This is a genomic window from Bradyrhizobium sp. AZCC 2289, from assembly GCF_036924615.1.
In the GTDB taxonomy this organism is placed as follows: domain Bacteria; phylum Pseudomonadota; class Alphaproteobacteria; order Rhizobiales; family Xanthobacteraceae; genus Bradyrhizobium.
Map to the genome: position 1 here is coordinate 217,057 of NZ_JAZHRY010000001.1, position 23,864 is coordinate 240,920.

Here is a 23,864-nt window from a genome sequence, read left to right on the forward strand (position 1 = left end):
GAAACTAGAATTTCGATGTCAGGGTGATTCCGGCGACCATAAGTGCCGCACCGGTGATGCGACCGGCGCTGAGCTCATGGACTTGCATGCCGAACATTCCGAACTGGTCGATCGCGAGCGACATCAGGATGTTCGCGGTGATGGTCAGGCCTGCGAATGCGCCGGCGCCGACTTTGCCGACGAACAGCAAGCTGGCGATTACCGCGAAGGCGCCGATAACGCCGCCGAGCGGTGCCCACCAAGGCATCCCTGCCAGGCCCTCCGCCGTCGGTAGCGGATGCGAAAGACACATGATGAGACAGGCCAGGAGCGCAACGATTGGCAAGAACGAGACGAGGCTCGCAAGCCACGGATTTTCGAGGGAAACGCGCAAGGTATGGTTCATCGGCGGACCCCACGCCTGCAGCGCGCCTGCGATGAGGATGATGGGATAGAGCCAGACGGCACTGATATTCTGCATCTCGCAATTCTTTCGCCGGAGAATCGTCGTCAATCGCGATTCACCACTTCCTGCCATTCCTGTTCGGCCCGAGCTGGGTTCCCAGCAGATGCCGTGCCGGCCACGTGCCGACGCTGCCGGCATCGCTGCCCGTCGGTTTGTGTTCTGCCGCCACATACGGCGCTACATCGATCGTCTCGGTGCCCTGATTGCGCTGCTGATCGGTCATGCGCACGCTCAGCCGGAACGATCCACCTGGAGCCGTGAGTTTGGCGCCGAACAAGCCACTGTCGCCACCAATCATCGGCCGCCACGGCTGATCGTCGATCCTGAATTCGGCTTGCGCGATCGGAACGGCGCCCCAGGCCGAGGCTCTGACCTCGCGGCAGACATTTACCTCGCCGGAATGCGGCGCGATCGCGAGCCGTCGGTAGGCCGGCGAGGTGATCATGACGAACGGCCACGATGACTCGAGAGTCTTGAAGCGCCAGCTTACGGCACCGCGGTCGATGGCCGCGAAGGCAAAGCCAACGCGGCCTTCCTCGATCTGCCCCGTCGAGCGCGTGGCGGCATAGACGGTCCGGCCATCGTGCCTGATTTCGTTATAGTGCGTGTGGCCCATGCCGACCAACGCGACGGGGCTTTCGTCGAACATCGCCGCGATTTCTGCGGCCTCCTCGCCGAGATCTGCGGGATAGGCATGCATGAACACCGCCGCGGTCTTGCCGTCGCGCTGCGCGGCGTCAAGCTGGCTGCGCAGCCAGACCAACCGCACCTCACCGAGCCGGAAATCCGGACCACCGGTGCCGCGCGACACCACATCGAGAAAGATGCAGCGGCAATTAGATATCTCGACGACGTAAGGCAGCTTTGGGACGTGAAGGCCGCCATAGAAATTGTCGAGCGATCCTGGCTTGAAATCGTGATCACCCGGAATTGCATGCCACGGCGCGATCAGGCGCGACAACTCGTCGTGGACGATGCGCAATTGCTCCGGCGTGCCATCGTCAACGTTGTCGCCGGGCAGATAGACGAAATCGATTCGCTCGCCGGCATTGCCGTTCACCTCATCGACGATGCGGCGCAAATCGACATGGTTCTGCAAACCCGCATCAGTGATGTGCAGGTCTCCGATCTGAAGGAAACGCAGCGGCTTTTCAGTCGTGTCCGTCATCGCATCGATCTCTAAGCTACGAGAGCCAAAATCCCGAGACGGCGACGGGGATACCATCGCCGCACACGCGGCCGTCATCCGGCGTGCGCCTGTTTCTCGCCGTGTTCGGGACCTTGCTTCTTGCCGTGATGCTTCGGTCCCTTGTGGTCGGGGCCATGCTTGGGCTTCTTCGGGCCGATCACTTTCATCGTTTCGGCCGAGTCGCCGATCTCGCGGGCTTCCACCACCGTTCCGAACGAGGTCATTGCACCTTCGCCGGCAACGAAAATCCTCGCTCCCTGCGTCAGCAGCGCGGAAAATCGCTCGGCCTCATGCGGCGGCAGCCTGATGATGCGGCCGTCTTCGAGCACGGCCCCGCGGGTCTCGCCCTTCGGTCCGTGATCGCTTGACGATGCCTTGCGCGCTCATCGGGCCGTGCTCGGCCTTCTCAAACGCTGCATCATCTTTGCGCGCGTCCGGACCCTCGTCGAGAATGCGGCCCTTCGGCGTATCGATCGCGACCGCGGCGACCATCCGGACGCCGCGCGGCCGAACACCCCGCACCTTGACCTGGCTGCCCGGACGGACGTCGCGCAGCAGCGGCGCCGACAGATGCGGCGGCACATGCACCTCCTCGCCGTCGGTCAGCAGGAACCCGTCGGCCTCGCCGTGCTTGTTGACGAGAAACTGGTCTACCGTGCCGTTGATTTCAGGCAGATGGTCGGGATCGATCCAATGCATTGCAAAGCTCCTTGCGCTCGACTGTCAGAGTGTCCTGACAACAGCATCGCAAGGCGCATGCCAACGGCTAAACGTTTGACATATATCAAGTTATTGAAACGGCAATCGGTCAGGTCCGTCGTCTTTCAAGACGCTGGGCGTCGTGAAAGCGGACGGGTGTGGAGGGTTCGATCAAGGCGGACTCTTGCGTTTGCCCAACCCATATTTCTCGGCTTTGGTGTGCAGAAGCTGCCGGTGGATACCGAGCCGGCGCGCCGCCTCGGCGCGGTTGCCTTTCGATTCAGCAAGCGCCTCGGCGATCAACCGGCGCTCGAGCCTCTCGACCGCGGACGAAAGATGACCATCGTCGCCATTCTCCTCTTCGGCATTCGGCGCGGGCGAGGACGATAGGAAATTGAGATCGCTCGCCGCCACGATGTCGCTGCGGCACAACACAGCGACGCGTTCCATTGCGTTTCTTAGTTCGCGCACATTGCCCGGCCAGGCATGGCCGGCAAGCTGCTGTGCAGCCTCGTCGGACAATTGCTTTTTCGGCGATGACGCCATCGCCAGAAAATGTTCGGCGAGCGGCAGGATGTCGGCGGTCCGTTTGCGCAGCGGCTGCAGTTCGATCGGCACCACGTTGAGACGGTAGAAAAGATCCTCCCGGAAGCGGCCCTGCTTCACCCACTGCTCCAGGTCGCGATGGGTGGCCGCGACGATCCGGACATCGACCTTCTGCGGTTTGCCGCCGACCGGCGTCACCACGCGCTCCTGCAGCGCACGCAGGATTTTAGCCTGCATCGCCAGATCCATGTCGCCGATCTCGTCGAGAAAAAGCATGCCGCTGTTGGCCTCGCGAAAGGCGCCCTTGCGCTCGAGGATGGCACCGGTGAAGGCACCCTTGACGTGTCCAAAGAGTCTGGTCGAGATCGGCCTGAAGACGAAAGGGAAATGAAGCCATGGCGATCATTTCGGTCCTGATCGGAGTTCTGGTTATTGTTGTCGTGGGGGCCATCTGCTTTTGGGCAATCGACAAGTTTGCGACCGACGGCCGGTTGGCGAACCTTCTCAAGTTGCTGGTGGTGCTGGTTTGCTTAGGTGCGATTGTGCAACGGCTGCTCGTACTGACCTATTGAGCGGCGCTATTCTCGCTCGGGACATCCCCAGGCTGGGGTTCGTTTCTGCCTCTCCGCAGTTCTACGGGATTGGCTAAAGCGGATGAATCGGATGCGCCAACCTGAGGGCACCATGTTCAAGGAAATGAAGAAGCGGGATTGGGCCTTCGTGGCGGTTTGCCTTGCCGCCGCGATTGGGTTCGGTGCGTTGAGCGTCAAACTCGGAGTTGAGCATTATCGAGCCACGCACGGCGCAACAGAATTCAGCAGTTCGCAGCGATCGGCCGAAGCGAAGCCATGATCGATCAGAGGAGTCCTAGTTGAGCATCCTCTCCGGAATGCAATATTCGCACTGGTTGATGGTAGCCGGAGCCGTCTTGGTGGTGCTCGGATTTGTCGGTTTGGCGTTTCGCCGAAACGGGAATGCTGAGGCCGATCGTGAGGTGACGGAAGTGAAGGCAAATCGGAAATGAGCTCGGGCTGAAGGCAAAACCGGGGGCATAGAGCGTGCACAGGGTCAGGAAGTTCGTTGAGGTTGGTGGCGGCCGGATAGGTTACGCGATGACTGAAGCCTCACTGTCCAAAGCCAGCAATGGCGCGAAGTGGAATCAGGACGCTTCATTTAGCGTGGCTGACGTTCTTCTTGCAGATCCGGAGTTTGCTTCGGTGCTGAAGGCAGTTTTGAGGGATGGGCACGCAATAGTTCCGGCGCTCAAAGCCTGATTTGCGTTAAAAATCTACTCCTTTGCGAGGTGCGCGGTTTCGCCGCCTAAGGCCGATAGGATCGAAAGCCGGCGCGCCGCGTTGACTGTTGAGCCCAAATGGGAGGTCAACGATGATCAATGACCGAGACGGACGGGCGACGACATCCGCGGAACGCGAAGCCCGCAAGGTGTTCAAGCAGGCTGAAGCGAAGGAAGCTTTGACCGATTACGCAAAAGCGCAAACGGCCTTCCACAAAAACCGAGAGCGTCTAAAGGCTGAGCGATTGGCCAGAGAGGCAAGCGCGGCGCCCCACGAGAAAGAGCGCTAAAAAAACTGCGTAGCCCGCGGAACGAAAACTTGGCCCCTGATCACTCTGGGGCTTTTCTGGTTTCCCTTGCTCGCCCTCCGGTGCGCTTGGATGCATAGAAAATCGTGGTGCGGCGTAGCGGGGGTCCGCTACATCGCTAAACCCACTATTTTGGAAACCCAATTTTCTTATTGGCGGGCAACCTAACTCGCGAGGAGGCCTCTTAATAGCCCGTCAAAAGCCGTTGTTCGCGCGCGAATCCTCGCCCCTCCTATGTGCTCGAATAGGTTCAGAACCCCGGTGGCGCAACACCCGATTCGTGCGATTGATTGAACGGGGCATTCCGAAACTTGTGGCATGAGTTCGATGTGGCGGACAGAGTGTCAGTCAATCCCCGTTGATGTACAAGCAGCTTTTCATTCTAGCATGTGGGGACCTACGGTCTTGGCTACCAGCCAATGGCCCATCGGATGGTAGCTCATCCAAGCTCTAGCCCAGCCCATCAATTTCAGCCGGCGGTCGGCGGTCGACGTCATGAAGAGCCATAGCGCGGCTTCGCAAGGCAACGTAACGCGGAGTAAGGAAGCACGCTGTGCCGTGGTTGCCGGGGCTTTCTACCGGCAGGACTTAGGCCGTCGTCTCACGCTTCAGTCCGAGCAGACGTTCCATTTCCTCACGGATTCTAAATTTCTGGATTTTCCCCGTCACCGTCATGGGAAAGTCAGCAACGATCTTTATGTATTTTGGCACCTTGTAGTGCGCGATACGGCCCTTACAAAAGTCTCGCACTTCCTTTTCTCCGAAATCGTCGGCACCTTGCGTCAGCACGATCCACGCGCACAATTCCTCGCCATATTTTGGATTTGCTACGCCGACGACCTGGGCGCTCTGAATTCGAGGATGCCGACAAAGGAATTCTTCAATCTCAAGCGGTGAAATATTTTCACCACCACGTATCACCAGATCTTTTATTCGTCCGACGATGTTGACGTACCCATGGACGTCCATGGTGCCGAGGTCGCCCGTATGCATCCACCGGTCCGCGTCGATCACCTCGTTTGTGTTCTCATCGTCATCCCAGTACCCGCGCATCACCGAATAACCCCGTGTACATACCTCGCCGGGAACGCCAAGCAAAACCGTCTGGCCGGATTTCGGATCGATAATCTTGAGCTCAACGTGGGGGTGAACGGTGCCAACCGTCGATACTCGCCTGTCCAACGGGGTATCAGTATCGCTCTGACAGCTTGCCGGGCTGGTCTCGGTCATTCCGTATCCGATCGTGATTTCGGTCAGGTGCATCCTTTCGACCACCCGTTTCATCAACTCGATCGGACAGGGCGCTCCGGCCATGGCTCCGGTACGAAGGCTAGAGAGATCGAACTCATCAAAGCGTGGGTGGCCAAGCTCAGCGGCAAACATCGTTGGCACACCGTGCAACGCGGTGCAGCGCTCTTCGTGCACGGCTTCAAGAACGGTCAATGGATCGAATCCATCATTCGGGTAGACGATGGTCGAGCCGTGTGTGAGGCAGGCCAAGTTGCCCATCACCATACCGAAGCAATGATAAAGCGGAACGGAGACACAGAGCCGATCTTCACGAGTGAGCTTCATCCGCTCGCCGACGAAGAAGCCGTTATTCAAAATGTTGCGATGCGTGAGCGTGGCTCCTTTCGGAAAGCCCGTGGTGCCGCTCGTAAACTGGATGTTGATGGGATCACTTGCATGGAGGGACCGCGACAGTTTGCGGAGCGAGGGGTCGTCAGCCGATCCAGTCTTTAAGAGATCCGAAAAGCTTAGGATCTCGGGAATGTCTTCGACACTATCCGGAAATTGTCCCGGCGCATCGATCCATACGACGTGACGCAGATGAGGTAGCTGCGCCAATCTCAGCGTCGATCCGGAATGATGTTGAAGTTCAGGTGCAAGCTGCCGCAATATATCAAGATAATCGCTGGTCTTGTACCGACGCATCATCACAAGAGCTTTGCAACCTGACTTGTTGAGCGTGTACTCCAGCTCGGCCGCGCGGTAGGCCGGGTTTATGTTTACTAGGATGATGCCCGTCTTTGCTGTCGCCAACTGGATCAACAGCCAAGCAATGTAGTTGTGAGACCAGATACCCACACGGTCTCCCGGCGCCAGACCTAAGTTCAGCAACGCGCTCGCAAGTCTGTTAGATTCAAGCTGCAGCTCCCTGTAGGTATATCGCCTGCCCTCATGCCGGCTAACCACTGCTTCGCGGTCAGGCCAGCTCTCAACCATTTCGTCAAAAAAATCACCGATCGTCCGTTCGATCAGAGGCAAATGAGTAGGGCCTCTTGTAAAGCTTCGGACCAGCATTTGTTACGTCCTCCATGGGTACGCAGGCTGCTTTTTTCCGGATCGCAAATGTTGCCGTTGACCTTGCGTGTCGGGCGGCGTGATCGTTGGTGCCGCTCTTCATTTATCTAAGGAGAGTGATCAGATTTTCCCGAAATCTCCATGGCGGCCTAAGCCGCTCGCAAAGCGACCGGCGCCGGCAGCTCCTTCCTTGAAGTGCGCTTCGACGCCATTCGTCCATTCACGACGGAGCGCCTCGCGAACAGGTAAGCCGTAAGTTTCAATGACCGAACGACGATCGGCGCGCACGGCTTCCTGAGGGAAACGTGCAATGTCATGCGCCATCATTTCGGTCTCGGCCCGTGCTTGACCGGGAGCAACGACCTTTTCACACATTCCGATGCGCATTGCTTCGTCTGCGGGGACTTTCCGGCCAGTCAAGATAATTTCCATGGCCCGGCCTTGGCCCACCAGTCGCGCAAGTCGAACGCTTCCGCCGTCGAGAAGAGGTATTCCCCAGCGTCGGCAGTAAACTCCGAAATAGGCGGTTTCAGCCATTACCCGGATGTCGCACCACAATGCGAGCTCCATTCCCCCCGCGACCGCCGGCCCCTCCACAGCAGCGATGACTGGCTTCGATAACTCAAGTCGCGTGGGTCCCAACGGCCCACGAGGCGCGGCGTTCGCGCCCGCGGGGAAAGCCAGGCCGTCCACGACTTCACGCTGAAAGGTGTCGCGGTTTGACAAGGTGCTGGCGAACTTAAGGTCCCAACCTGAGCAGAACGCGCCACCTTCGCCCCACAAGACCGCCACGCTGGCAGAACTATCAGCGTCGAATGACTTCAGTGCGCCTACTATCGCGTCTGCGCTCGCGGGGTCCATCGCATTGCGGGCCTCGGCGTATCTGCTATGGATCACCGTCCACACTGGACCGTTTTTCTCAACACGAACCACTTCTCTTCTCCTATGCTATTTTGATTTGGCTTGCGGTTTCTTCGCTTTAGGTTGGCCAACTTCGTCACCGGAGGCATCGAGCGGCTCTGACGAAAACGTATCCTGCGCAAATCGTTCCGGGCGTGCCGTCATGCAACCTTCGCCTTGAACCATTTGGCAATGCCCTCTCCCATTTCGTGGGGGCTGTCCTCCATCAGCATGAAAATGCCCGGCCCGAGGTCTAGGGTGTCGATATTCTTAAAATTGCCTGCGGCCCAGGCCACATTGTCCTGCGTCACGAATAGTCCGGGCGTCGCGTGAATCAACAGCTTCGGAATAGGCGATCTTTTCAGCCATTCGCTGTACTCGGCGATCACCCAAGCGGTGTCGATCGGATCGCCAGCAAAGGACCAATCGCGGGGAAGCCGGGCCATGGCACGGCGCGAGTCCCAATCCGGGAACGGGGCACGATAGTAATTCATCTCCTCTTCGGTGAGCTTTCGTACGATAACAGCCGGAAGCGCACGCTCCACGATCAAGTTCTGGCCCATCAGAAGTTCGGGGCCGAGCTCCCGGGAGCGGAACTTGCTGAACTCCTCGGCGATGAGCGGCCAAGTCTCTTGGAGCGTCCCCAACGGTTTCACGGGAAACTCACAGAACGCGACGGCGCGAACTCGCTCGGGAAATCGACGGGCTAGGTTGAGGCCGACAAGCGCCCCCCAATCGTGGACAACCAGCGTTATGTTCCGCAGGCCAAGCTGAATCACCAACTCTTCGATGTAGCGGATTTGATCGAATATCCTGTACTCGATGTCGGGATGATCTGACTTCCCGAACCCAATAAAGTCGGGCGCGATGCAGCGGCCAAGCGGCTCGAGATGAGGGATGACGTTTCGCCAGCAATACGACCAAGTGGGATTGCCGTGTAGAAACAGAAACGGATCCCCAGCGCCGACATCGATATAGTGAAGTCTGGAACCGTAGAGGTTGACATAATTTTCGGCATAGGTGAACGCCGCCGAAATTGGCCTTTTTGCAGTTGAGCTGGCTTCCATTGCTGTTTCCTCCGATCGAATATGTTCTTTCTTCTGATTAGCTGGCGATGAGCAGGCCGGCGAAACCCGCCCCAACCACAAGCACGTCGAGCTCCTCAACTTCCTCGCGTTGCGCTAGTTTGGCTGACTTCGTCCCACTCGTTCGCGCTTCCTCCCTAGCAGCTTGGCCATGTCCGGCAGCACTACGATCAACTACCGCCATTGTCGAAATCGACTGCATAGGTAGCTCCTCCGAATCGTGGGAGCCTTAAACGGCCCCCACATCCTTGGCACTCTCGTGCCGGTGGAGGAGCCGTCCACAGCATCAGAAGCGGACTTGCGGCCGGCGTCAGCTATCGGCGCAAAGCTGACTCGCGAGCAGCATTGCTCGAGATTCTCTCTCTAGTCGTTGCATCCCCTAGCTCATCGGTCGATCCGGCGCAGGCCAACTAGGCGTTCGTACCTCCATCAACAGTCAGGTTCGCACCAGTGATGTAAGACGCGTCGGGGCTTGCGACGAACGCCACCAGCGCCGCGACTTCGTCCACGCTGCCGTACCGGTTGAGCGCCGTAACGGCCTTCTGCGGAACCGCCCATTCGCCCGCGGCCGGATTGAGGTCGGTGTCGATCGGGCCCGGCTGGACGTTGTTGACGGTGATGCCGCGGTCTCCGACCTCGCGCGATAGCCCTTGCGTGAACATCCGAATCGCGCCCTTGGTAGCGGAGTAAGGCACGAGCCCGGGAGCCATCATGCGCTCACCAACGCTAGAGCCGATCATGACGATGCGGCCACCGTCATTCATGTGCTTCAAGGCCGCCTGCGTCGTGACGAAGACGCCGCGGACATTGAGATCGATCACCTGGTCGAGCTCCTCCAGCGTCGTCTCTTCGAATTTCTTCGGGATCGCCGTGCCGGCGTTGTTCACGAGCACGTCGAGCTTGCCGAGCGCGCTAACCGTCTTCTCGACGGCCGCCTTCACGGCCGCGGAGTCGGTGGCATCCGCCTGGATCGCGATGGCCTTGCCGCCGGCGGCTTCGATTGATTTGACAACCGAAGCCGCGGCGTCAGCGCCCTTGCTGTAGGTGATTGCCACCCTGGCGCCATCGGCGGCGAGGCGTTTGGCGATGGCGGCGCCGATGCCGCGCGAAGCGCCGGTGACGAGTGCCGTTTTGCCTTCAAGTTTCCTGGACATCGGATTCTCCTGTTTCGAGTTGGGATTTGATGCGGCGCTCGCTCAGAGCAACTGCGTCTGCGCCACCTGGTGGGTAGGAATCATCTCTCGGCGGCCTTGCATCATTTCCGGGCGGACATGAATCATCATGGTCTCGCCCGCCTACTCAGCCGGCATCGGACACGAGCGCCAGCGCCGCTCTCGCGCAGTCAACGTCATTCTGCACCGTGGGCGCCCCGCTCACCCCGATCGCGCCGACAATCTCTCCGTCCACCTTGATCGGAAACCCTCCGCCATACGCCGCCACGCGCGCAAGCGTGGGAATGCCAGCCAACAGCGACGGGTCGCGCTGGATGAAGCTAAAGAAATCCTGCGTCGAGACGCCGAACAGGGCTGTGTAGGCCTTGTTCTGCGCAATCTCGATGGAGAGGATCGGAGCGCCATCCATCCGGCCAAAAGCCTTGAGATTGCCGCCGTCATCGAGGATCGCGACGTTGTCGGCAATGCCAAGTTGTCTGGCTTTCGCAATCACTTCTTCCACCATTTTCTGTGCCAGTTCAAAAGAAATGCTATTTTTCTTCACCACGTTGACCATCAGAGCCCTCCACTCGAGTAGTATTGCGTGTTGATCGGGGTGTAATAGGTCACTTCCTTGCGCAATCCCGGTCGATGCAGCGTGAACGGGGTTGCTTCAGCCGGCGGTCTTGCCTCCGTCGACAGTCAATATCTGTCCCGTGATGAATGATGCATCTTCGGAAGCGAGAAAGACGGCGGCGCGCGCGATGTCGGCCGGGTCGCCGACGCGCCCAAGCGGCACTGTCTTTAGAAGCGCTGCTTTTCTCTCCGAGGTCCCCGTGAAGCGGTCGAGCATGCCGGTCTCGATCGGACCGGGAGCCACGGCATTGACGCGCACGCCTGAATTCGCCGCTTCCAGCGCCGCCGACTTTGTCATGCCTTCGACGGCATGCTTGCTCGCGACATAGACCGAGGCGCCCGCTCCACCTTCGTGCCCGTAGGTCGAGGATATGTTGATGATGCTGCCGCTCCCTTGCGCCTGCATCACGCGCAGCTCGTGCTTCACGCTAAGCAGCGTGCCAAGCACATTGGTGTCGAAGGTGGCGGCATAGCTTTCCGCGGTCTGGTCCGTGATTGGGCCGGGCTGGCCTTCGGTGCCCGCATTGTTGACCGCGACATCCAGTCGGCCGAACCGCGCGACGGTCTTGTCGACCAGGGCGCGGACGTCATCTTCCTTGCGGACGTCGGCATTGATGAACTCGGCCTCCGAACCAAAACCGCGCAGCTCCTCAGCCAGCGCCTTGCCGGCCTCATCGCGCCGACCCGCAACGACGACGTTCGCGCCCTTCTTGGCGAAGGCGACAGCGGCGGCGCGCCCGATACCGGTAAGTGCACCTGTGATCAAGACGACGGGGTTGCTCATGGATCCAGTCCTTCATGGTGTGGTGTTGGACCCAAGATGAACTCTCCCGAAGGCTTGAAAAATAGGCCATAATTCCAAACATATCGGAATAACTATCCGCAACGGGGACGTCGCAGATGGACAATCTGGGATCGATGAAGGCCTTCGTTCAGGTCGCGGAAGCCCGAAGTTTCACCGTTGCGGGACGGCAACTTGGCCTCTCGTCGTCGGCGATCGGCAAGGCGGTGGTGCGGATGGAGGAACGGCTCGGCGTGCGTCTCTTTCATCGCTCTACGCGCAGCGTCACGCTGACCGCGGAGGGGGCCTTATTCCTCGAACGCTGCCGGCGCATCTTTTCCGAAATCGAAGCGGCCGAACTCGAACTGTCGCAGACGCAGGAGGCCCCGCGCGGCACACTGCGCGTCGGCCTGCCATTGGCCGGCATGCTGATGATGCCAACTCTCGTCGCGTTCATGCGGGCCTATCCCGAGATCATCTTGGATCTCGATTTCAGCGATCGGGTCGTAGATGTCATCGAGGAGGGCTTCGATGCCGTAATGCGCTTCGCCGAGGCTGGCGACTCGCGTTTGATGTCTCGGGCTTTGGGCTCATATCGCCGACGCCTCGTGGCGGCCCCGGCCTATCTCGCGGCCAAGGGTGTTCCCCTGACCCCGGACGACCTCAAGGCTCATGCCTGTCTGCATCACAAGTTTCCGACTAGCGGGAAGTTCGAGCGATGGCCGCTGCGGCCCGAGCATGCCGGCATCGAAAGCGAACTGCCGAAAACGGCCGTGGCAAGCACGCTCGAGCCGATCATCTTTATGGCCGAGCAAGGCATGGGCATCGCCTACCTGCCGGACTTCGCCATAGCCAGGCAACTTCGTGAGGGCGTACTCGTCACTGTGCTCGACGACTACACCGACCGTTCCGGGCCCCTTCGGATCCTGTGGCCGTCGAACCGGCATCTCGCTCCCAAGCTCCGGGTGTTTGTGGACTTCCTCGCCGCGAACCTCGTCCCCGCCGTCGAGGGTGAAGCAGACCGAGCACGAGATAGATAGAGGACCTGCCACGGCAGCCGCGGCGTGTCGGTACGCCCATGCCGTCAGCCGCTCTTCGACGTCCCACCCCCGGACGGGCGCCAGCATCGAAGTGTTCTATGCCGACCGCTCGCTGGAGACGTTCGGCAGGTGCAGCGCGGGATGGTTTTGGTGGTCTCGTCGTAGGGGCTTCTCGCCAGACGGTCCGGCGAGTGGCCCGTTCGCTACGAGCTATGCAGCCTACCGGAACGCTCTCCAAGATCAGTATCTTGGGCGCGAAGTGCCCCGCGAAATGCACGGAGAAAACCTTCTTGGGGACGGATTTGGGGACTGTTCTCGTCAGAGAGAGAACAAAACCTTCAAGTGATATCAGCGTTTTATCGGATGCTTTTGGCGGAGAGGGAGGGATTGCCGCGCAGCTTCAACAAGCTCAACAAAATCAGGCACTTGTTAGCCACCCGATGAGGCCGTGTGTACCAATCTTGTGTCCCGAAGTCCACCGGATTTGCCATCCCGGCCGGCGCCAAAATGCATCCAGGTTCGATGCGGTGATCTGATGCCCCGCGACGCCATAGTTGAGAGGCAGTTTCCCGCCGACGCGGACGCCTAAGCAGCCGCGTTCGTTTTTAAGTGAAGGCCGTCTCATTTGGCAGCCACGTGGTAGCGAACCCGGGCGCGGGCACGATGGCTTCATCGCCAGCAGCCCCCACATCGTCAGCCGTCACAGCCGTAGGGCATGCAATGAAAATCGACCAAATCAAAATCAAGCTGGTCGGCAAGGCCGCCGTGATGTTCCGCGCCATCAACGCGACCGGGGAAGTGGTCCAGGTGATCGCCCTTAGTGCGCCCTCAGCGCGTGACGTCAGGACGATCCAGCCTCTTGATGCAGCTCGCCACCCCGCATCAAGCGGCGGGCGATGTCGGCTGTCTGCAGCGACGCGCGTTCGGTCGGCGAATGGGCCGCCAGATAGCGGGCAACCGCGATGAGGATGTGCCGGCCCTCGTCCGTGTCGCCCCATGCGCCGAATTGCCGGACTCCCGCCTCCAGCATCTGATACGCATGGAAGCCCGCATCTTCGCGCAGCACCGCATGCGCGAGCGTGGCGATCAGCGCCTGCGGCGAAAGGCCGAGCGCGAGATGCCGTGCCACCAGGCGTGCGGCAAGATCGACCTGTCTCTGCCGGTCGAAGGCGTCGAGCAAGGCGGCGCCGATCGTCTCTGGATCCGCGGGCAGATCATCGAGCTGCTCGCCGGCGTCGCCCGGGATGCGGGCCGGCGGCACATTGAGATAGCGAGCAAGGTAGAGCGCCATCGCTCCGTGCAATACGCCGCGGACGGCCGTGACGTGAGTGTCGATGTTGGCAGTCCCGATGCGCGTCAGCATCTGGTGGACTGCGTTGGCGTAGGTGAAGACGTGATGCGCCGTCTCCCAGTCGGCGTGCTCGTTGGCATTGCCGAAGCGCGCCACCCTAAGCGCTGCGGCGTACGCGAGGGATTGGCCAAGGTCAGCAGGAGCGGCACCGGCGCGGATCGCCTCCTTGAGCGCATCAACGATCCTGGCCGGATCGTCACCGAGCAGCTCTTGAGCAAGTGCGGCGTGGCCCGACCAGTCACGCGAGCTGCGTCCGGCAGCGAACAGACCCGCGAGTTTGCGGGTTGATTTTTCACACAACGCAACAAGGTCAACGGGCTGGCGCCAGGCCGTCGATTCCTCGGCGCCACGGGCCGCTGCCATCTGGCCGACGACAGTCGGCAGCAGAGCCGCCGCGTGTTGCCAGCCGACCAGGTCGAGGCACTCGAATGCCTTGTTGATGAAATCGAGCGAGTGCCCGGTGGCGGCGAACGCGCGCTCGGTCCCGGCGGCGAACAGGGCATCAGCGAGTTCAGCCGGGGAGAAGCCGGCCGCAATCGCCGTGAGCAGGGTGCGCTCGGCGGCCTCGCGATGGCGCACGGTTGTCCAACGCCGCAGCCAGCGTTTGAGCGCGGCCGGATCCGGCCGGCTGCCAAGCGGCGCGCGTTCCCGCCGCGGCGCCGCGCCGTCGCAGTCCGCCGCCACGCGGCGTGCGCCGTGGAATAGAGCGAGATAGGCTTCCTCCTCCGGCAGCACAGGCAGGAGATTGGCGAGTGCCGTAAGGATCGTAAGACCCACGCCCCAGCCGTCGCGGTTCTGCGCCCCGAACAGCGCCACCTGCCGTACGATTTCGGCCTGCGGTACGCCGGCCGCGAGCTGACCATGCATGGCCTTGGCAATGACGAGGCCGAGGTCGTGGGCGAGGCCGTTCGCAAGCCGCTGATGCCAGTGCGCGGCGAGATCGGCATGAGTGAACGTGGTCTTCACCCAGATGTCACCATTGCGCACCTCGACCGGGCAGATCGGCACGTCGTCCGCCCAGAGGTCGAAGGTGCAGCCGCTTTCGAGATCGAAGCGAGCGTGGTGCCAGTGACAGGTCAAGATGCCGTCCTCGACGCTGCCGCGCTCGAGCGGGAAGCCCATGTGCGGGCACCGATTGTCGAGGGCGAAGACGCGCCCGCGGTCGTAGATGACGAGGATCGGACGATGGCCACCGTGCACAACGAGCCGCCCCTTGAGCTTCAGCTGCTCAAGGCTGCCCGCCAGCGCAAATTCCTTGCTGGGCGCGTCCATGAGCATACCTCCCATTGTCGCTTTGGGGCCGCTGCAGGTACTCCGCAACATAGGCATCCCCTCGCGCAAAGGCGAGAGGATGCCGTGGTTTTCGTCGTCAACGCGCCGTGTAGCCTCCATCGACCGCGAGTGCGTGGCCGATTACAAAGCTTGCGCCGGGACTGCAGAGCCAAAGGACGGCAGAGGCAATCTCTTCCGGTCGGCCGAGCCGCCCGATCGGCTGCTCCTTTATCAGTTCCTTGATGGCTTCGGGTTGACTGACCCGCATGCCCGCGAGCATCGGTGTTTCGATAATACCTGGACACACCGCGTTAATTCGGATGCCGCGGGAGGCATATTCGAGAGCGGCGCACTTGGTGAGCCCGAGCACCCCGTGTTTGGACGAGCGATACACCCCGCGACCGGCGATACCCACTAGTCCCCCGATCGACGAGCAGTTCACGATGGAACCGCTGCCCTGCGCACGCATCTGGAGTAGTTCGTACTTCATGCAGCTCCAGATGCCGCGCAGATTGACCGCATGCACGCGATCAAAATCGTTGGGGTCGGCGTCAGCTGTCTCGGCAAGGGGACTCTGCACGCCGGCGTTGTTGAACGCTGCGTCCAGCCGTCCGAAGGTAAAAACGGTCTGCCGGACCATACCGGCCACATCATCATCATCGGCGACATCGCAACGCAAGCCAATTGCCTTATGACCGGCGGCAACTAAGTGCTCCGCAGCAGTGCGAGCTCCGTTCTCATTGACGTCCGCTAGGACTACAGTCGCTCCCGCCTCCGCGAAGGCGTTGGCAGTCGCCAGACCGATGCCAGAAGCCGCTCCAGTAACTAGGGCCACTGTCGCTTGGCATCTTGGCGTGAGACTCCGCGACTTTTCTCGCCGTTGGGCATTTTGGCTTGAGACTGAAGCAGGTCCCAGTCTCAAGTTAGCTGTCAATGTGAGACTGGATTTGCGGATCCCGTTCCGAGCTCGGCCTCGATTTCGGTGAAGCGCTGGTTGCTATGGGAGCGGGTGCGGGTGCGCAGGCGCGAGATCGTCTGAGCTGGGTCACGCATCGCAATCGCGACACCGGCGAGCAGCGAAACGCGGAGCGCGATTGGCAGGAAGGGCCTTCTTGACATTACAGTCTTCGCGCCGAACCGATGGACCATGTCATCGAAGCCGGAATCTCACGTTAGATGCCCAAAGCCAACAGGAATCTCACGTTAAATGGACAAGCCTGTGCATTGAGCCGAACGCCAAATCATTGAAATTGTTCAACCCGCAATCTCAGCCCAAGATGCCCAGTGACAGCCGAGCCCTGCGGTGAAGCGGCGAACAAGCGGCTTGGTGTTGTATTCTCGCAACCCGAACTTCGCTCCGAAGCGATAACGTTCATTGGCTCGGGGGTGGCATATGTTCGACGTTTATTTGAGCGGAAAGCGCGATCTGCTCGTTGTTAGGAAGGGACTTCCTATACCCACTGGCAAGTCGGGGCGATGGCGCAAATCCAAGAAGAAGGTTCTCAAAGTCAGTGACGAGATTAAGTCGGCGGTTCAGAGGCAAGGCTATTACGTGCGGAAGCTGAGGGAGTTACCGATTAAAACGGCTTCGCGGGCATCTGGACCGAATTCAAAGGCGAGCGCGGTACCAAGCCCAAGCCGATCCCCGGGCCGCATCTCGTCTACGGCTTCCTGACGACCTCGCCGAATGCGGTGGTCGAGCCGATCCATCCAAAGGCGATGCCGGTGATCCTAACGACCGACGAGGAGCGCGATGCCTGGATGCGCGCGCCGTGGGATGAGGCGAAGGCGCTGTAGCGGCCGCTGCTGGATGACGGGCTCAAGATCGTGATGCGCGGCGCGGAGAAAGAAGATCGGGCGGCGGTATAGACGAGGAGCGTGGTGATGGATGCCGAGCGGGGAAACGGAAAAAGGATGCTTCCATCAACAGAGGAGAAGGCGTCCGGATCGGCGTTATGCGTGCGATAAACCGCCAAAGTGAACTTGAAGTGAAACATTCGAAGGCGCTGCGAGTTACTCGGGTCCGTATGATCACGGTGTTTCAGACTGGAGCGTTGACTGCTGGCACATGTGTTGCACGATCAGGCTTGGCTGGGGATTTCAGGGCCCAGTGCAATAAACAACGCCGCCTAGCGAGCATATTCCGCTAGAGCGGCGTTGCGCTCTTGCATTCGATCCATCCGCTGATAAGCAGCGCCGCTGCGCTCGCGTTGTCATGAAACTTTTACCTCCGCCTGCTCGTATCTTAACGGCTGGCTATGGCCTCTGCCGTGGGGCAGAACAATTGATGTGGTCGGCAGGGGCCGCCTGAATTTCAGAGCAAGGCGGGCGGCCCCACCGTGCCGGTCCACCGGTCTGTTTGGGACAGCAGATGGAACGCAAGCTGTCAGGACCGGAAAAGCAAGCTGCCGACGCACTGCGCCGGGCAAGACAGCTACCCGTCGGCGCGGAGCGCAACGATTTGCGGCAGCTCGCCATGGGGCTTCTCTGGCTGCATCGGAACGGTATGGACGCCTTAATGAGCCAGCGCTCTGCAGCGCGAGCGCTGCCGAAGGCTGTCATCGAGCCGACCTTCCCAAAGGCCATGCCGGTGATCTTCACGACCGACGAAGAGCTCGACGTTTGAATGCGCGCGCCCTGGAATGAGACGAGGGCATGACGCGCTCAAGATGGTGATGCGGGAGCCGGCCAGGAGCATATGGCAATGTCAATGGGATGCATGCTGCCATGCCGTTTGCTTGCGAGAGCGATACGCGTCCAGCACGCGCAGACATGTCTCAGCATTCAACGCGCTGTAGTCAGCCTTCATTCGATCCAACTCGCCAGCCGTTATTCGGTAGTTCAGCGCTCCCAGAAAAAGAAGCGACATGGTGGTGGTCCATGACAATCTCAAAGCCTTGGCTAGTATGAGAGTTGATTGCCGTTTTTGGTCGATCAAAGCGCGCTCTACGATGTCAGCGGGCATAGAGCTCAACAAAGCAAGTGCCGCAACCGTCTCGTTGAACTTGAGCGAATGAGCAAACTCAAAAATGCTATCCTCAGTTAGCTCTCCCAATTGATGTAACTTTGCGACTGTCCGCTTTGCGGTAAAATAGTCCTTCGATGCAGGACCAAATCTTGAGTGGATGGCACCCTCTACATCTGTGACTATGCTCTGGACATGGCCTTGCATGTCAGGGCGTTCTCGCCTCAGCTTTTCTTTGACCTCGTCTGAAGCCTTGGAAATCAATTGATGGAATAGGTGCCGCGGGATGTCTTTGCGATGTCCGACACACTCGGCAAGGATAGAGTCATCCTCCGAGCGTCGCAGGAGTTGAAGGAACCCTGAGTGGGAAAAATGAGCGCCGCTATTTCGCGCAACTGAAGTGACGACCGCCTGTGAACCACGCGCCAACAGAACGTCAGTAATAGCATTGGATACTGTTTTCCGCTTGGAAATGGCGAGCAAGTGCTGCTGACCCTTGTCTCGGGCGCAGCTCATCAAGATATTGGGATCTAGCCGCTCGGAATGCTGAAGAATGGGACCCGCAACATCGATTGAGTCATCGAGGGAAAGAGCGTTGACCACGTCGATCGGCGCGTTTTTGCTGGGAGCCAGCTCGTTTGCAAGTCGAACTCGGGCGCCAACTTCAATCTCCTGAGCAAGCCTGCCAATTATCTCGCCGAAGGCCCAAATTTGCTCTTCTGAATAGCTACCGGAAATTAAACAATCGGTCGCATGCCACAGCGCCCGAAGACGGCTTTCGGCGGTCCCTCTGGAAACCGCGTCCTCAAGTTCGGTAAGAAATGCGGTCGCTTCAGCCATCTGGTGGGCCCGATTGCGCAAGCGGGGGCAAATTGCTTCTCCAATTGCGGAATTAAGCCGTTGCAGAATTCAAGAAATAGTAAAGAGGCGCGACTATCGTGTCGGTCGCTTAATGGTGAGCAAACAAGTTCCGGCTGGCGAACTCCGGCCCCAATCGAACTATTGGTGCTTAATACCGCTGTGGCAGCGGATCAGCAGTATTGTCACGGTCTCTATGCCGACGGGGGCATCGCCATGCTGAGCCAAATCCAGCACTCGTTTCGATGGCAGGGCCTACGAAACGCAGCGCCGGAGTCAACTCCAGAATGATCCCTGATCTTCTCGCGCCTCATTCAACCAAATGAGCGCCTCCCGCAGTTCAAGGCTTATGATCCGCTCCTCGGCAGCAGATGTGGGATCACCATCCGTCAGATAGAGATGAAAGCCGCTGCTGTCGCGAAGCAGAACCTCCCGGCCCTCGCGCGCTTCCAGCGATTGAGAGTCAATGAACGGAACGATACGGAGTGAGACGACCTGCATCGCGATGTGATGAGCGCCCCAGCTACCTTGCAGCGCTAAGATGCAGATTGGCTGCTTGCATGTCTTATTGACCTCCGACTTTCTTCCGCAATGTCGGTCGCTGTGATTGCCCTTGCGGTGACCAATTTTCGGCCTCACCTCCAGCCTCGATCCATTCAAGAGTTCTCACCACGTCGGGAAACAGCGTAAATACATATTCCTCCGACGAAACTCCGAAATGGTGGCGGGTCCTTTCATTGCTGATCGCGCGCCTGACGCGTTTCGCAAAGAGGGCTAATTGTTCATTGGTTGGGCTTGGGATCATCTCTCATTCACCCCCCTCATTGGAACGCAACACCGACCCGAAAATCGTTTCGCCAGACCACACGACACAACAGCTTCAGACGGTCTTCTGGTACGAGCAACGTGAATGCGGCGGGGATCGTCTTGGTCGAATAGGCGAACTCTAGTGCCGCCCCCGTCATCGATATGTCGTGGATCATGCAAGGGATCTTGTCGCCGCCGAAATCGACCTCCGCCGACTTCCTGACCCGATGACGTGGCGCAATTCGTGTCTCAACCACACGATAGCCCTTCCGAGGCTCATACAGCTTAGTGACGCCAGCACGAGAATGAACGCGCGAGATGCGGGCGTAAGATCAATCGCCGCGCTCGCATACCGGGCGCGCCCTAAAATCAGGCACGATGAGAGCAGCAGTCTCACATCACAACTCATCGTAGGGAGGATGCTCGCAATTTATTAATCTTCTCTAAAGTGAGGTCCGGCCTCATTTCGACCGTGCGCGCGACGGGATGAGCCGAACGCGCCCGAGAGCACGCAATTGTGTCGGGGATCAGTAGCTTGCAGTACCGTTGCGGTGCCGAGTCAGCGAATGACCTCGACGCCTTCATCACGAAACGGCCGGTGAGTTGCACGCCGATCTCGCTGGATCAATACGGACGGACCGTTGCGACCTGTTCGGTGGCCAGCGCCGATCTCGGCGAATGGCTGGTTCGCAATGGCCTTGCGCTCGACTGGCCGCAATATTCCAAAGGTAAGCACGCTGCGGCCCAGCGCGATGCAGAGCACGCCGGGCGCGGGATGGGGCAGGCAGCTATGTTGAGCCATGGCTTTATCGGGCCTGCATCAGGGCGAACGGGCGTCCGGCGGCTTGCTCGGATGATGCGAACGCGCATCCGTGATGAATGTAAAGACAGGCGAGCACCCAAGCGCCTCTTTCGTCCCTCAGTGGGCACCTGTCAGGCTACGTTCCGAAGGAGGCGCGCCGTCCATCTCACGGGAAGCCCAGGGGGTTAGAGCAGGACAGCGATTGAAGCCTTTCCATTAGGACTCTAGCCTAGTGGGCGGATTTTCCAATTCGAGGCACGCTACAAGCCGCCAGAGCTCTCCGGCGTAACCATTCAATAGTGGTTTGACGCGCTCTTTCGCTGTTTCGTCGTCGGCGCAGTCAAGGCCGACAGCGCCCTTAAGGTCGCCGTGTTGGTCCAGAATGTAGATGCGATAGTGCGGCATGCAGTTGCCTAGCCGCAAACGTAAAGTGCCAATTTCTAGCTGCCAATTCGCCTTGTATGTGAAGATTTTTCGTTCTCTTACGGATTACCCATTGTTGATACCTGCGCGATGCGCGACCGGGATCGCGCGCGCCATGGGATGAGACGAGGGCGCTGCAACGGCCTTTGATGATGTCCTCAAGATCGCCGCGCGCGGGGACGACAAGGAAGATCGGGTGGCAGCATAATGAAAGCGGTGTCCTTGGCGCGCCAAAGCTGACGCTTACCACCCACCGCTCCAACAATAGTGTTCGGCCCCCAGCACTGAACGGTTTAAGGCGGCCTTAGTGCTGTTCAGATGTTGAAGATATATAGCCCCGGTGCAAGCAGGTCGGTCTTCTGTCGCCATCGAACAGCACGGTGATACCGGTGTTGTGACGGCTCAAGCCGACAACGATGCCAATCTTGTCAGCCAGCTTTGGGCAACGAACCGCTCCGAGTTCGCTGATTTTAAAGCGGGTGCCGACCGCAATTCTAACTGTTTCCCGGTTCATGGTTTAGCTCCGCAATAAGCCTTGCCTTTATCGAAAAGCGGGGATTGTTGACGGCCTGTGTTTCAGGATCATTTCGTGGCCTACAGAAATTGGTTTCGTGGCAACTACCGCGATGTTCGTTCCGGTGTGCCGTTCCGTCCAGGAACGCCGCATCTGCTACGGAAGCCAGCCGCTCGCATGAGAGCACTCAGGCGACCGGCAATCGACTTGCATCGCGTGCCGTCGCGTTTGCAGCTGGTTGGGGCTGCGTCTGGTCATTCAAGCTGGCGGTGCAATCTTGGAAGTGCTCAAGGAGCGCGGCATTGGCCAGGTGCTCCCAATACTCTGCCTCGGCGAGCAGCTCCCAGCTTCTGTCAGGATGGTATGCGGCGCTCTGCCGACACAACGACGCCATGGCGCGCAAGCGGCGTACAGTTTCCATTCCCATCCTCCCCGTCGTTTTCCCCACCTTATTTTTTATTTTTGCATCGGAGTCATTATAATTATGACTCAGAACCAATTTTTACGTCCTCTGCAGCAGCGGAGGCGCGGTTGATTGCGAATACTTTCGGTTCGGGTTCACATAGGTCTTGATGTGAGCGCTGATCGTCCCCCCAGAGCAGTCTGGCGAGACCGAGGCGCGAACGCGAATTCAGCTCGGGAACAAGGTACGGCACAACACGCGGCTTACCGGACACCTAGTTCTTTGATCGCCAGAGCCGCAAGCTGTGCGGGGTCACGAGGACCAGTTTGCGCGATCTTGATGATCGTCTTCGCGACCATTTCCGTGAGAGGGTCATCGCGGTCCTTGACGCATAGGGTATGCAACGCTTGCTCGTAAGCCGCTGTGATGCAGCTAACCTTTTCCGGGTCCATAGTGAAGTTTTTCAGTAGTCGATAAATAGCCATTTCTAGTGAACTTATTTTGGTGCTCGTAGCCCGGGTGGGGTCAGCCTCTCCTGTAGACGGGAAGCCATCTCGGCTCGGCGGGCTTTACGAATGAGGAGCTCGCGCTCAATGCCCGGCGGAGTGCCTTGGGCTTCCTTGCGGAGACGTGCTGCTTCGTCTGCAAGTCGTTTCTCTACAGGTTCGGTTCGTACGAAACGGCGACGCTCTGGCATGCGCTGCTCCATCCCGTTAGAAGATTGGCGGGAGCGCGACCGGCGCTTCTCATCACCGATAACTGCCACAGTACCGTGCGGTGATGGAACCAGTGTGCACCGGGAACCCGAGCAGCGCCAGAGGAATTAGTTAATAGGGAACTGGAACCAAACCCCCAGGCAAGGGGGTGCGCGCCGAGCGCAGGTCGGCGGCTTCGGCTCGGTGATGGTGGCCCTTGCGGTCGATTTCGTGTTCGGAAGCATCTGGACCCGTCCAGGCCTCGACAGGAAGCAGCGAAGCCTGGTGACGCTCGGCATTCTGATCGCGCTGCGCCGACCGAAGAGTTCAAGAACCACGTTCAGATCGGCCTGCGGAACGGTCTTACCGTCGGTGAGATTGAGGAAGCATTGATACAGGCGACCGCCTATGCCGGCTTACGACCTATGACGCCTAGTCCCGGCTCGGTGTTCTCTTGGAGATGTTGGCCGACACCGAGCCGGGGTTTTTAGCTCTCTTCGAGGTTCCCAGGCGAATTATGCCAACGCACTGCAGGAGTGGCGACCAACCACTATCCGGGCCGCGACCGCAGCTTTCCACGACCTGCTCGCAAAATGGCCGTAGTCTGCAGCAATTGAAGGCAGTCACTGAATTCGACGGATTGGTCGAGGTGACAACGATGCGGAATTCGTCTTTCGGACTTCGGCGATTGCTGTCGCTTATCGCGGGCCTTACCCTCTGGGCCGCCGCCGCTTGGCCGGCTGCGGCGGAGCCCTCCGCGGCGGGCCTGTGGCAGAAGATCGAGAACGGCGAGCCCCGGCTTTACGTGTTGGTCGTCGATCACAACGGCGTCTTCGAAGGCGTGATGGCGAAACTTTTCCCCAAGCCGGGCAGTACAGGCCCGCGGATCTGTTCGGAGTGTACCGACGACCGCAAGAACGCGCCCTGGCTCGGTATCTCCTTCGTCCGTGACATGAAGCGCAATGGTCTGAAATATGAGAACGGCAACGTGCTCGATCCCCGCGACGGCAAGATCTACAGCGCCATGATGACCTTGAGCCCGGATGGGCAGAACCTGACCCTGCGCGGCTATATCGGCATTTCGCTGCTCGGCCGGGACGAGACATGGACCCGCCTGCCTGACAGCACCATCGCCCAGATCGATCCCGCCATCGTGGCAAAATATCTCCCAGCGCATGCCGCCGCGATGAAGCCGCCCGCCATACAGAGGAAGATGGCGCCAGCGCATTAGCCGTAGCGGCGGGTGTGGCCTTTAGAGCAAATAGTGAAATCGAACGGATGAACTTTCCACAATCGTGGTTGGCCTTTGGAAGCATCCAAAGCGTTATAGTCCCGCTGCCCGTGACCGCCATTAGTTCTTAGACTCTAGACCGAAGTTTGCTCGTGTCGTCAGGAG

At 59.5% G+C, this 23,864-nt stretch carries 28 protein-coding genes and 1 pseudogene; 11 read left to right on the plus strand and 18 right to left on the minus strand.

Features of this window, described 5'->3' with window-relative positions; genetic code table 11:
* Positions 1 to 4: 4 nt before the first annotated feature.
* From V1289_RS01155 to V1289_RS01175, 5 genes are all read right to left on the minus strand, one after another.
* On the minus strand, positions 5 to 460 hold the full coding sequence (locus tag V1289_RS01155; protein ID WP_334395280.1) for a DMT family transporter: 456 nt from the start codon (positions 458 to 460) through the stop codon (positions 5 to 7).
* 40 nt (positions 461 to 500) lie between these two features.
* Positions 501 to 1,613 carry a metallophosphoesterase family protein gene (locus V1289_RS01160; RefSeq protein WP_334395281.1) on the minus strand — a complete coding sequence of 371 codons (1,113 nt, stop codon included), beginning with the start codon at positions 1,611 to 1,613 and terminating at the stop codon, positions 501 to 503.
* A 74-nt stretch (positions 1,614 to 1,687) separates the two neighbouring features.
* Complete coding sequence (locus tag V1289_RS01165; RefSeq protein ID WP_334395282.1) at positions 1,688 to 1,963, minus strand: hypothetical protein; 276 nt, start codon at positions 1,961 to 1,963, stop codon at positions 1,688 to 1,690.
* The gene (locus V1289_RS01170) at positions 1,923 to 2,333 is read right to left on the minus strand and encodes a hypothetical protein (RefSeq protein ID WP_334395283.1); all 411 of its coding nucleotides are present in this window, start codon (positions 2,331 to 2,333) and stop codon (positions 1,923 to 1,925) included. Before V1289_RS01170 ends, V1289_RS01165 begins: the two co-directional genes overlap by 41 nt.
* 171 nt (positions 2,334 to 2,504) lie before the next feature.
* Entirely contained in the window at positions 2,505 to 3,245 is a 741-nt protein-coding gene (locus V1289_RS01175) for a sigma 54-interacting transcriptional regulator (RefSeq protein WP_334407202.1), read from the minus strand.
* A gap of 29 nt (positions 3,246 to 3,274) precedes the next feature.
* Here V1289_RS01175 and V1289_RS01180 point away from each other — a divergent pair, with 29 nt between their 5' ends.
* The 5 genes from V1289_RS01180 to V1289_RS01200 all read left to right on the plus strand — a co-directional run bounded on the left by V1289_RS01180 (position 3,275) and on the right by V1289_RS01200 (position 4,463).
* Positions 3,275 to 3,451 (plus strand): hypothetical protein, encoded by a 177-nt coding sequence (locus V1289_RS01180; protein ID WP_334395284.1) that lies wholly within the window; start codon positions 3,275 to 3,277, stop codon positions 3,449 to 3,451.
* Positions 3,452 to 3,563: 112 nt separating this feature from the next.
* Positions 3,564 to 3,731 carry a hypothetical protein gene (locus tag V1289_RS01185; RefSeq protein WP_334395285.1) on the plus strand — a complete coding sequence of 56 codons (168 nt, stop codon included), beginning with the start codon at positions 3,564 to 3,566 and terminating at the stop codon, positions 3,729 to 3,731.
* A 19-nt stretch (positions 3,732 to 3,750) separates the two neighbouring features.
* On the plus strand, positions 3,751 to 3,903 hold the full coding sequence (locus V1289_RS01190; RefSeq protein WP_334395286.1) for an LPXTG cell wall anchor domain-containing protein: 153 nt from the start codon (positions 3,751 to 3,753) through the stop codon (positions 3,901 to 3,903).
* An 88-nt stretch (positions 3,904 to 3,991) separates the two neighbouring features.
* Entirely contained in the window at positions 3,992 to 4,153 is a 162-nt protein-coding gene (locus V1289_RS01195; RefSeq protein ID WP_334395287.1) for a hypothetical protein, read from the plus strand.
* A 112-nt stretch (positions 4,154 to 4,265) separates the two neighbouring features.
* Positions 4,266 to 4,463: a hypothetical protein gene (locus tag V1289_RS01200; RefSeq protein WP_334395288.1), complete on the plus strand. Its 198-nt coding sequence runs from the start codon at positions 4,266 to 4,268 to the stop codon at positions 4,461 to 4,463.
* 606 nt (positions 4,464 to 5,069) lie between these two features.
* Here V1289_RS01200 and V1289_RS01205 read toward each other — a convergent pair.
* From V1289_RS01205 to V1289_RS01230, 6 genes are all read right to left on the minus strand, one after another.
* Positions 5,070 to 6,785 carry an AMP-binding protein gene (locus V1289_RS01205; RefSeq protein WP_334395289.1) on the minus strand — a complete coding sequence of 572 codons (1,716 nt, stop codon included), beginning with the start codon at positions 6,783 to 6,785 and terminating at the stop codon, positions 5,070 to 5,072.
* A gap of 120 nt (positions 6,786 to 6,905) precedes the next feature.
* A complete protein-coding gene (locus tag V1289_RS01210) occupies positions 6,906 to 7,718 on the minus strand; it encodes a crotonase/enoyl-CoA hydratase family protein (protein WP_334395290.1) in 813 nt (270 codons plus the stop codon).
* A gap of 128 nt (positions 7,719 to 7,846) precedes the next feature.
* On the minus strand, positions 7,847 to 8,752 hold the full coding sequence (locus tag V1289_RS01215; RefSeq protein ID WP_334395291.1) for a haloalkane dehalogenase: 906 nt from the start codon (positions 8,750 to 8,752) through the stop codon (positions 7,847 to 7,849).
* A gap of 428 nt (positions 8,753 to 9,180) precedes the next feature.
* Positions 9,181 to 9,924, minus strand: a complete 744-nt coding sequence (locus tag V1289_RS01220; protein ID WP_334395292.1) for an SDR family NAD(P)-dependent oxidoreductase — start codon at positions 9,922 to 9,924, stop codon at positions 9,181 to 9,183.
* 145 nt (positions 9,925 to 10,069) lie between these two features.
* On the minus strand, positions 10,070 to 10,498 hold the full coding sequence (locus V1289_RS01225; RefSeq protein WP_334395293.1) for a GlcG/HbpS family heme-binding protein: 429 nt from the start codon (positions 10,496 to 10,498) through the stop codon (positions 10,070 to 10,072).
* A 96-nt stretch (positions 10,499 to 10,594) separates the two neighbouring features.
* The gene (locus tag V1289_RS01230) at positions 10,595 to 11,341 is read right to left on the minus strand and encodes an SDR family NAD(P)-dependent oxidoreductase (protein ID WP_334395294.1); all 747 of its coding nucleotides are present in this window, start codon (positions 11,339 to 11,341) and stop codon (positions 10,595 to 10,597) included.
* Between the two features lie 116 nt (positions 11,342 to 11,457).
* Here V1289_RS01230 and V1289_RS01235 point away from each other — a divergent pair, with 116 nt between their 5' ends.
* Positions 11,458 to 12,378, plus strand: coding sequence for a LysR family transcriptional regulator (locus V1289_RS01235; protein ID WP_334395295.1), 921 nt, complete (start codon positions 11,458 to 11,460; stop codon positions 12,376 to 12,378).
* 841 nt (positions 12,379 to 13,219) lie between these two features.
* Here the strand turns inward: V1289_RS01235 and V1289_RS01240 are convergent.
* Together V1289_RS01240 and V1289_RS01245 are read right to left on the minus strand one after the other, a co-directional pair.
* The gene (locus V1289_RS01240) at positions 13,220 to 15,001 is read right to left on the minus strand and encodes a Rieske (2Fe-2S) protein (protein ID WP_334395296.1); all 1,782 of its coding nucleotides are present in this window, start codon (positions 14,999 to 15,001) and stop codon (positions 13,220 to 13,222) included.
* A 97-nt stretch (positions 15,002 to 15,098) separates the two neighbouring features.
* On the minus strand, positions 15,099 to 15,836 hold the full coding sequence (locus V1289_RS01245; protein WP_334395297.1) for an SDR family oxidoreductase: 738 nt from the start codon (positions 15,834 to 15,836) through the stop codon (positions 15,099 to 15,101).
* Positions 15,837 to 16,588: 752 nt separating this feature from the next.
* Here V1289_RS01245 and V1289_RS01250 point away from each other — a divergent pair.
* Both V1289_RS01250 and V1289_RS01255 read left to right on the plus strand, forming a co-directional pair.
* Positions 16,589 to 16,870 (plus strand): annotated as a pseudogene (locus V1289_RS01250) (SOS response-associated peptidase family protein); the annotation flags it as partial.
* Positions 16,871 to 17,372: 502 nt separating this feature from the next.
* Positions 17,373 to 17,627, plus strand: a complete 255-nt coding sequence (locus V1289_RS01255) for a hypothetical protein (RefSeq protein ID WP_334395298.1) — start codon at positions 17,373 to 17,375, stop codon at positions 17,625 to 17,627.
* 81 nt (positions 17,628 to 17,708) lie between these two features.
* Here V1289_RS01255 and V1289_RS01260 read toward each other — a convergent pair whose 3' ends face one another.
* From V1289_RS01260 to V1289_RS01270, 3 genes are all read right to left on the minus strand, one after another.
* Positions 17,709 to 18,806, minus strand: a complete 1,098-nt coding sequence (locus V1289_RS01260) for a DUF2336 domain-containing protein (RefSeq protein ID WP_334395299.1) — start codon at positions 18,804 to 18,806, stop codon at positions 17,709 to 17,711.
* 294 nt (positions 18,807 to 19,100) lie between these two features.
* Positions 19,101 to 19,463 (minus strand): hypothetical protein, encoded by a 363-nt coding sequence (locus V1289_RS01265; RefSeq protein WP_334395300.1) that lies wholly within the window; start codon positions 19,461 to 19,463, stop codon positions 19,101 to 19,103.
* Positions 19,464 to 19,645: 182 nt separating this feature from the next.
* The gene (locus V1289_RS01270) at positions 19,646 to 19,888 is read right to left on the minus strand and encodes a PilZ domain-containing protein (protein ID WP_334395301.1); all 243 of its coding nucleotides are present in this window, start codon (positions 19,886 to 19,888) and stop codon (positions 19,646 to 19,648) included.
* A 341-nt stretch (positions 19,889 to 20,229) separates the two neighbouring features.
* Between V1289_RS01270 and V1289_RS01275 the strand changes: the two genes are divergently transcribed.
* Positions 20,230 to 20,622 (plus strand): thermonuclease family protein, encoded by a 393-nt coding sequence (locus tag V1289_RS01275; protein WP_334407204.1) that lies wholly within the window; start codon positions 20,230 to 20,232, stop codon positions 20,620 to 20,622.
* A 538-nt stretch (positions 20,623 to 21,160) separates the two neighbouring features.
* On the opposite strand, the gene V1289_RS01280 is transcribed toward V1289_RS01275, so the two are convergent.
* Positions 21,161 to 21,370 carry a hypothetical protein gene (locus V1289_RS01280; protein ID WP_334395302.1) on the minus strand — a complete coding sequence of 70 codons (210 nt, stop codon included), beginning with the start codon at positions 21,368 to 21,370 and terminating at the stop codon, positions 21,161 to 21,163.
* Positions 21,371 to 21,557: 187 nt separating this feature from the next.
* The gene (locus tag V1289_RS01285) at positions 21,558 to 21,791 is read right to left on the minus strand and encodes a hypothetical protein (protein WP_334395303.1); all 234 of its coding nucleotides are present in this window, start codon (positions 21,789 to 21,791) and stop codon (positions 21,558 to 21,560) included.
* Between the two features lie 884 nt (positions 21,792 to 22,675).
* On the opposite strand from V1289_RS01285, the gene V1289_RS49450 reads away from it, so the two are divergent.
* Positions 22,676 to 22,861, plus strand: a complete 186-nt coding sequence (locus V1289_RS49450) for a carboxymuconolactone decarboxylase family protein (protein ID WP_442896158.1) — start codon at positions 22,676 to 22,678, stop codon at positions 22,859 to 22,861.
* A gap of 265 nt (positions 22,862 to 23,126) precedes the next feature.
* A complete protein-coding gene (locus tag V1289_RS01290; RefSeq protein WP_334395304.1) occupies positions 23,127 to 23,699 on the plus strand; it encodes a DUF2147 domain-containing protein in 573 nt (190 codons plus the stop codon).
* Positions 23,700 to 23,864: the final 165 nt, after the last annotated feature.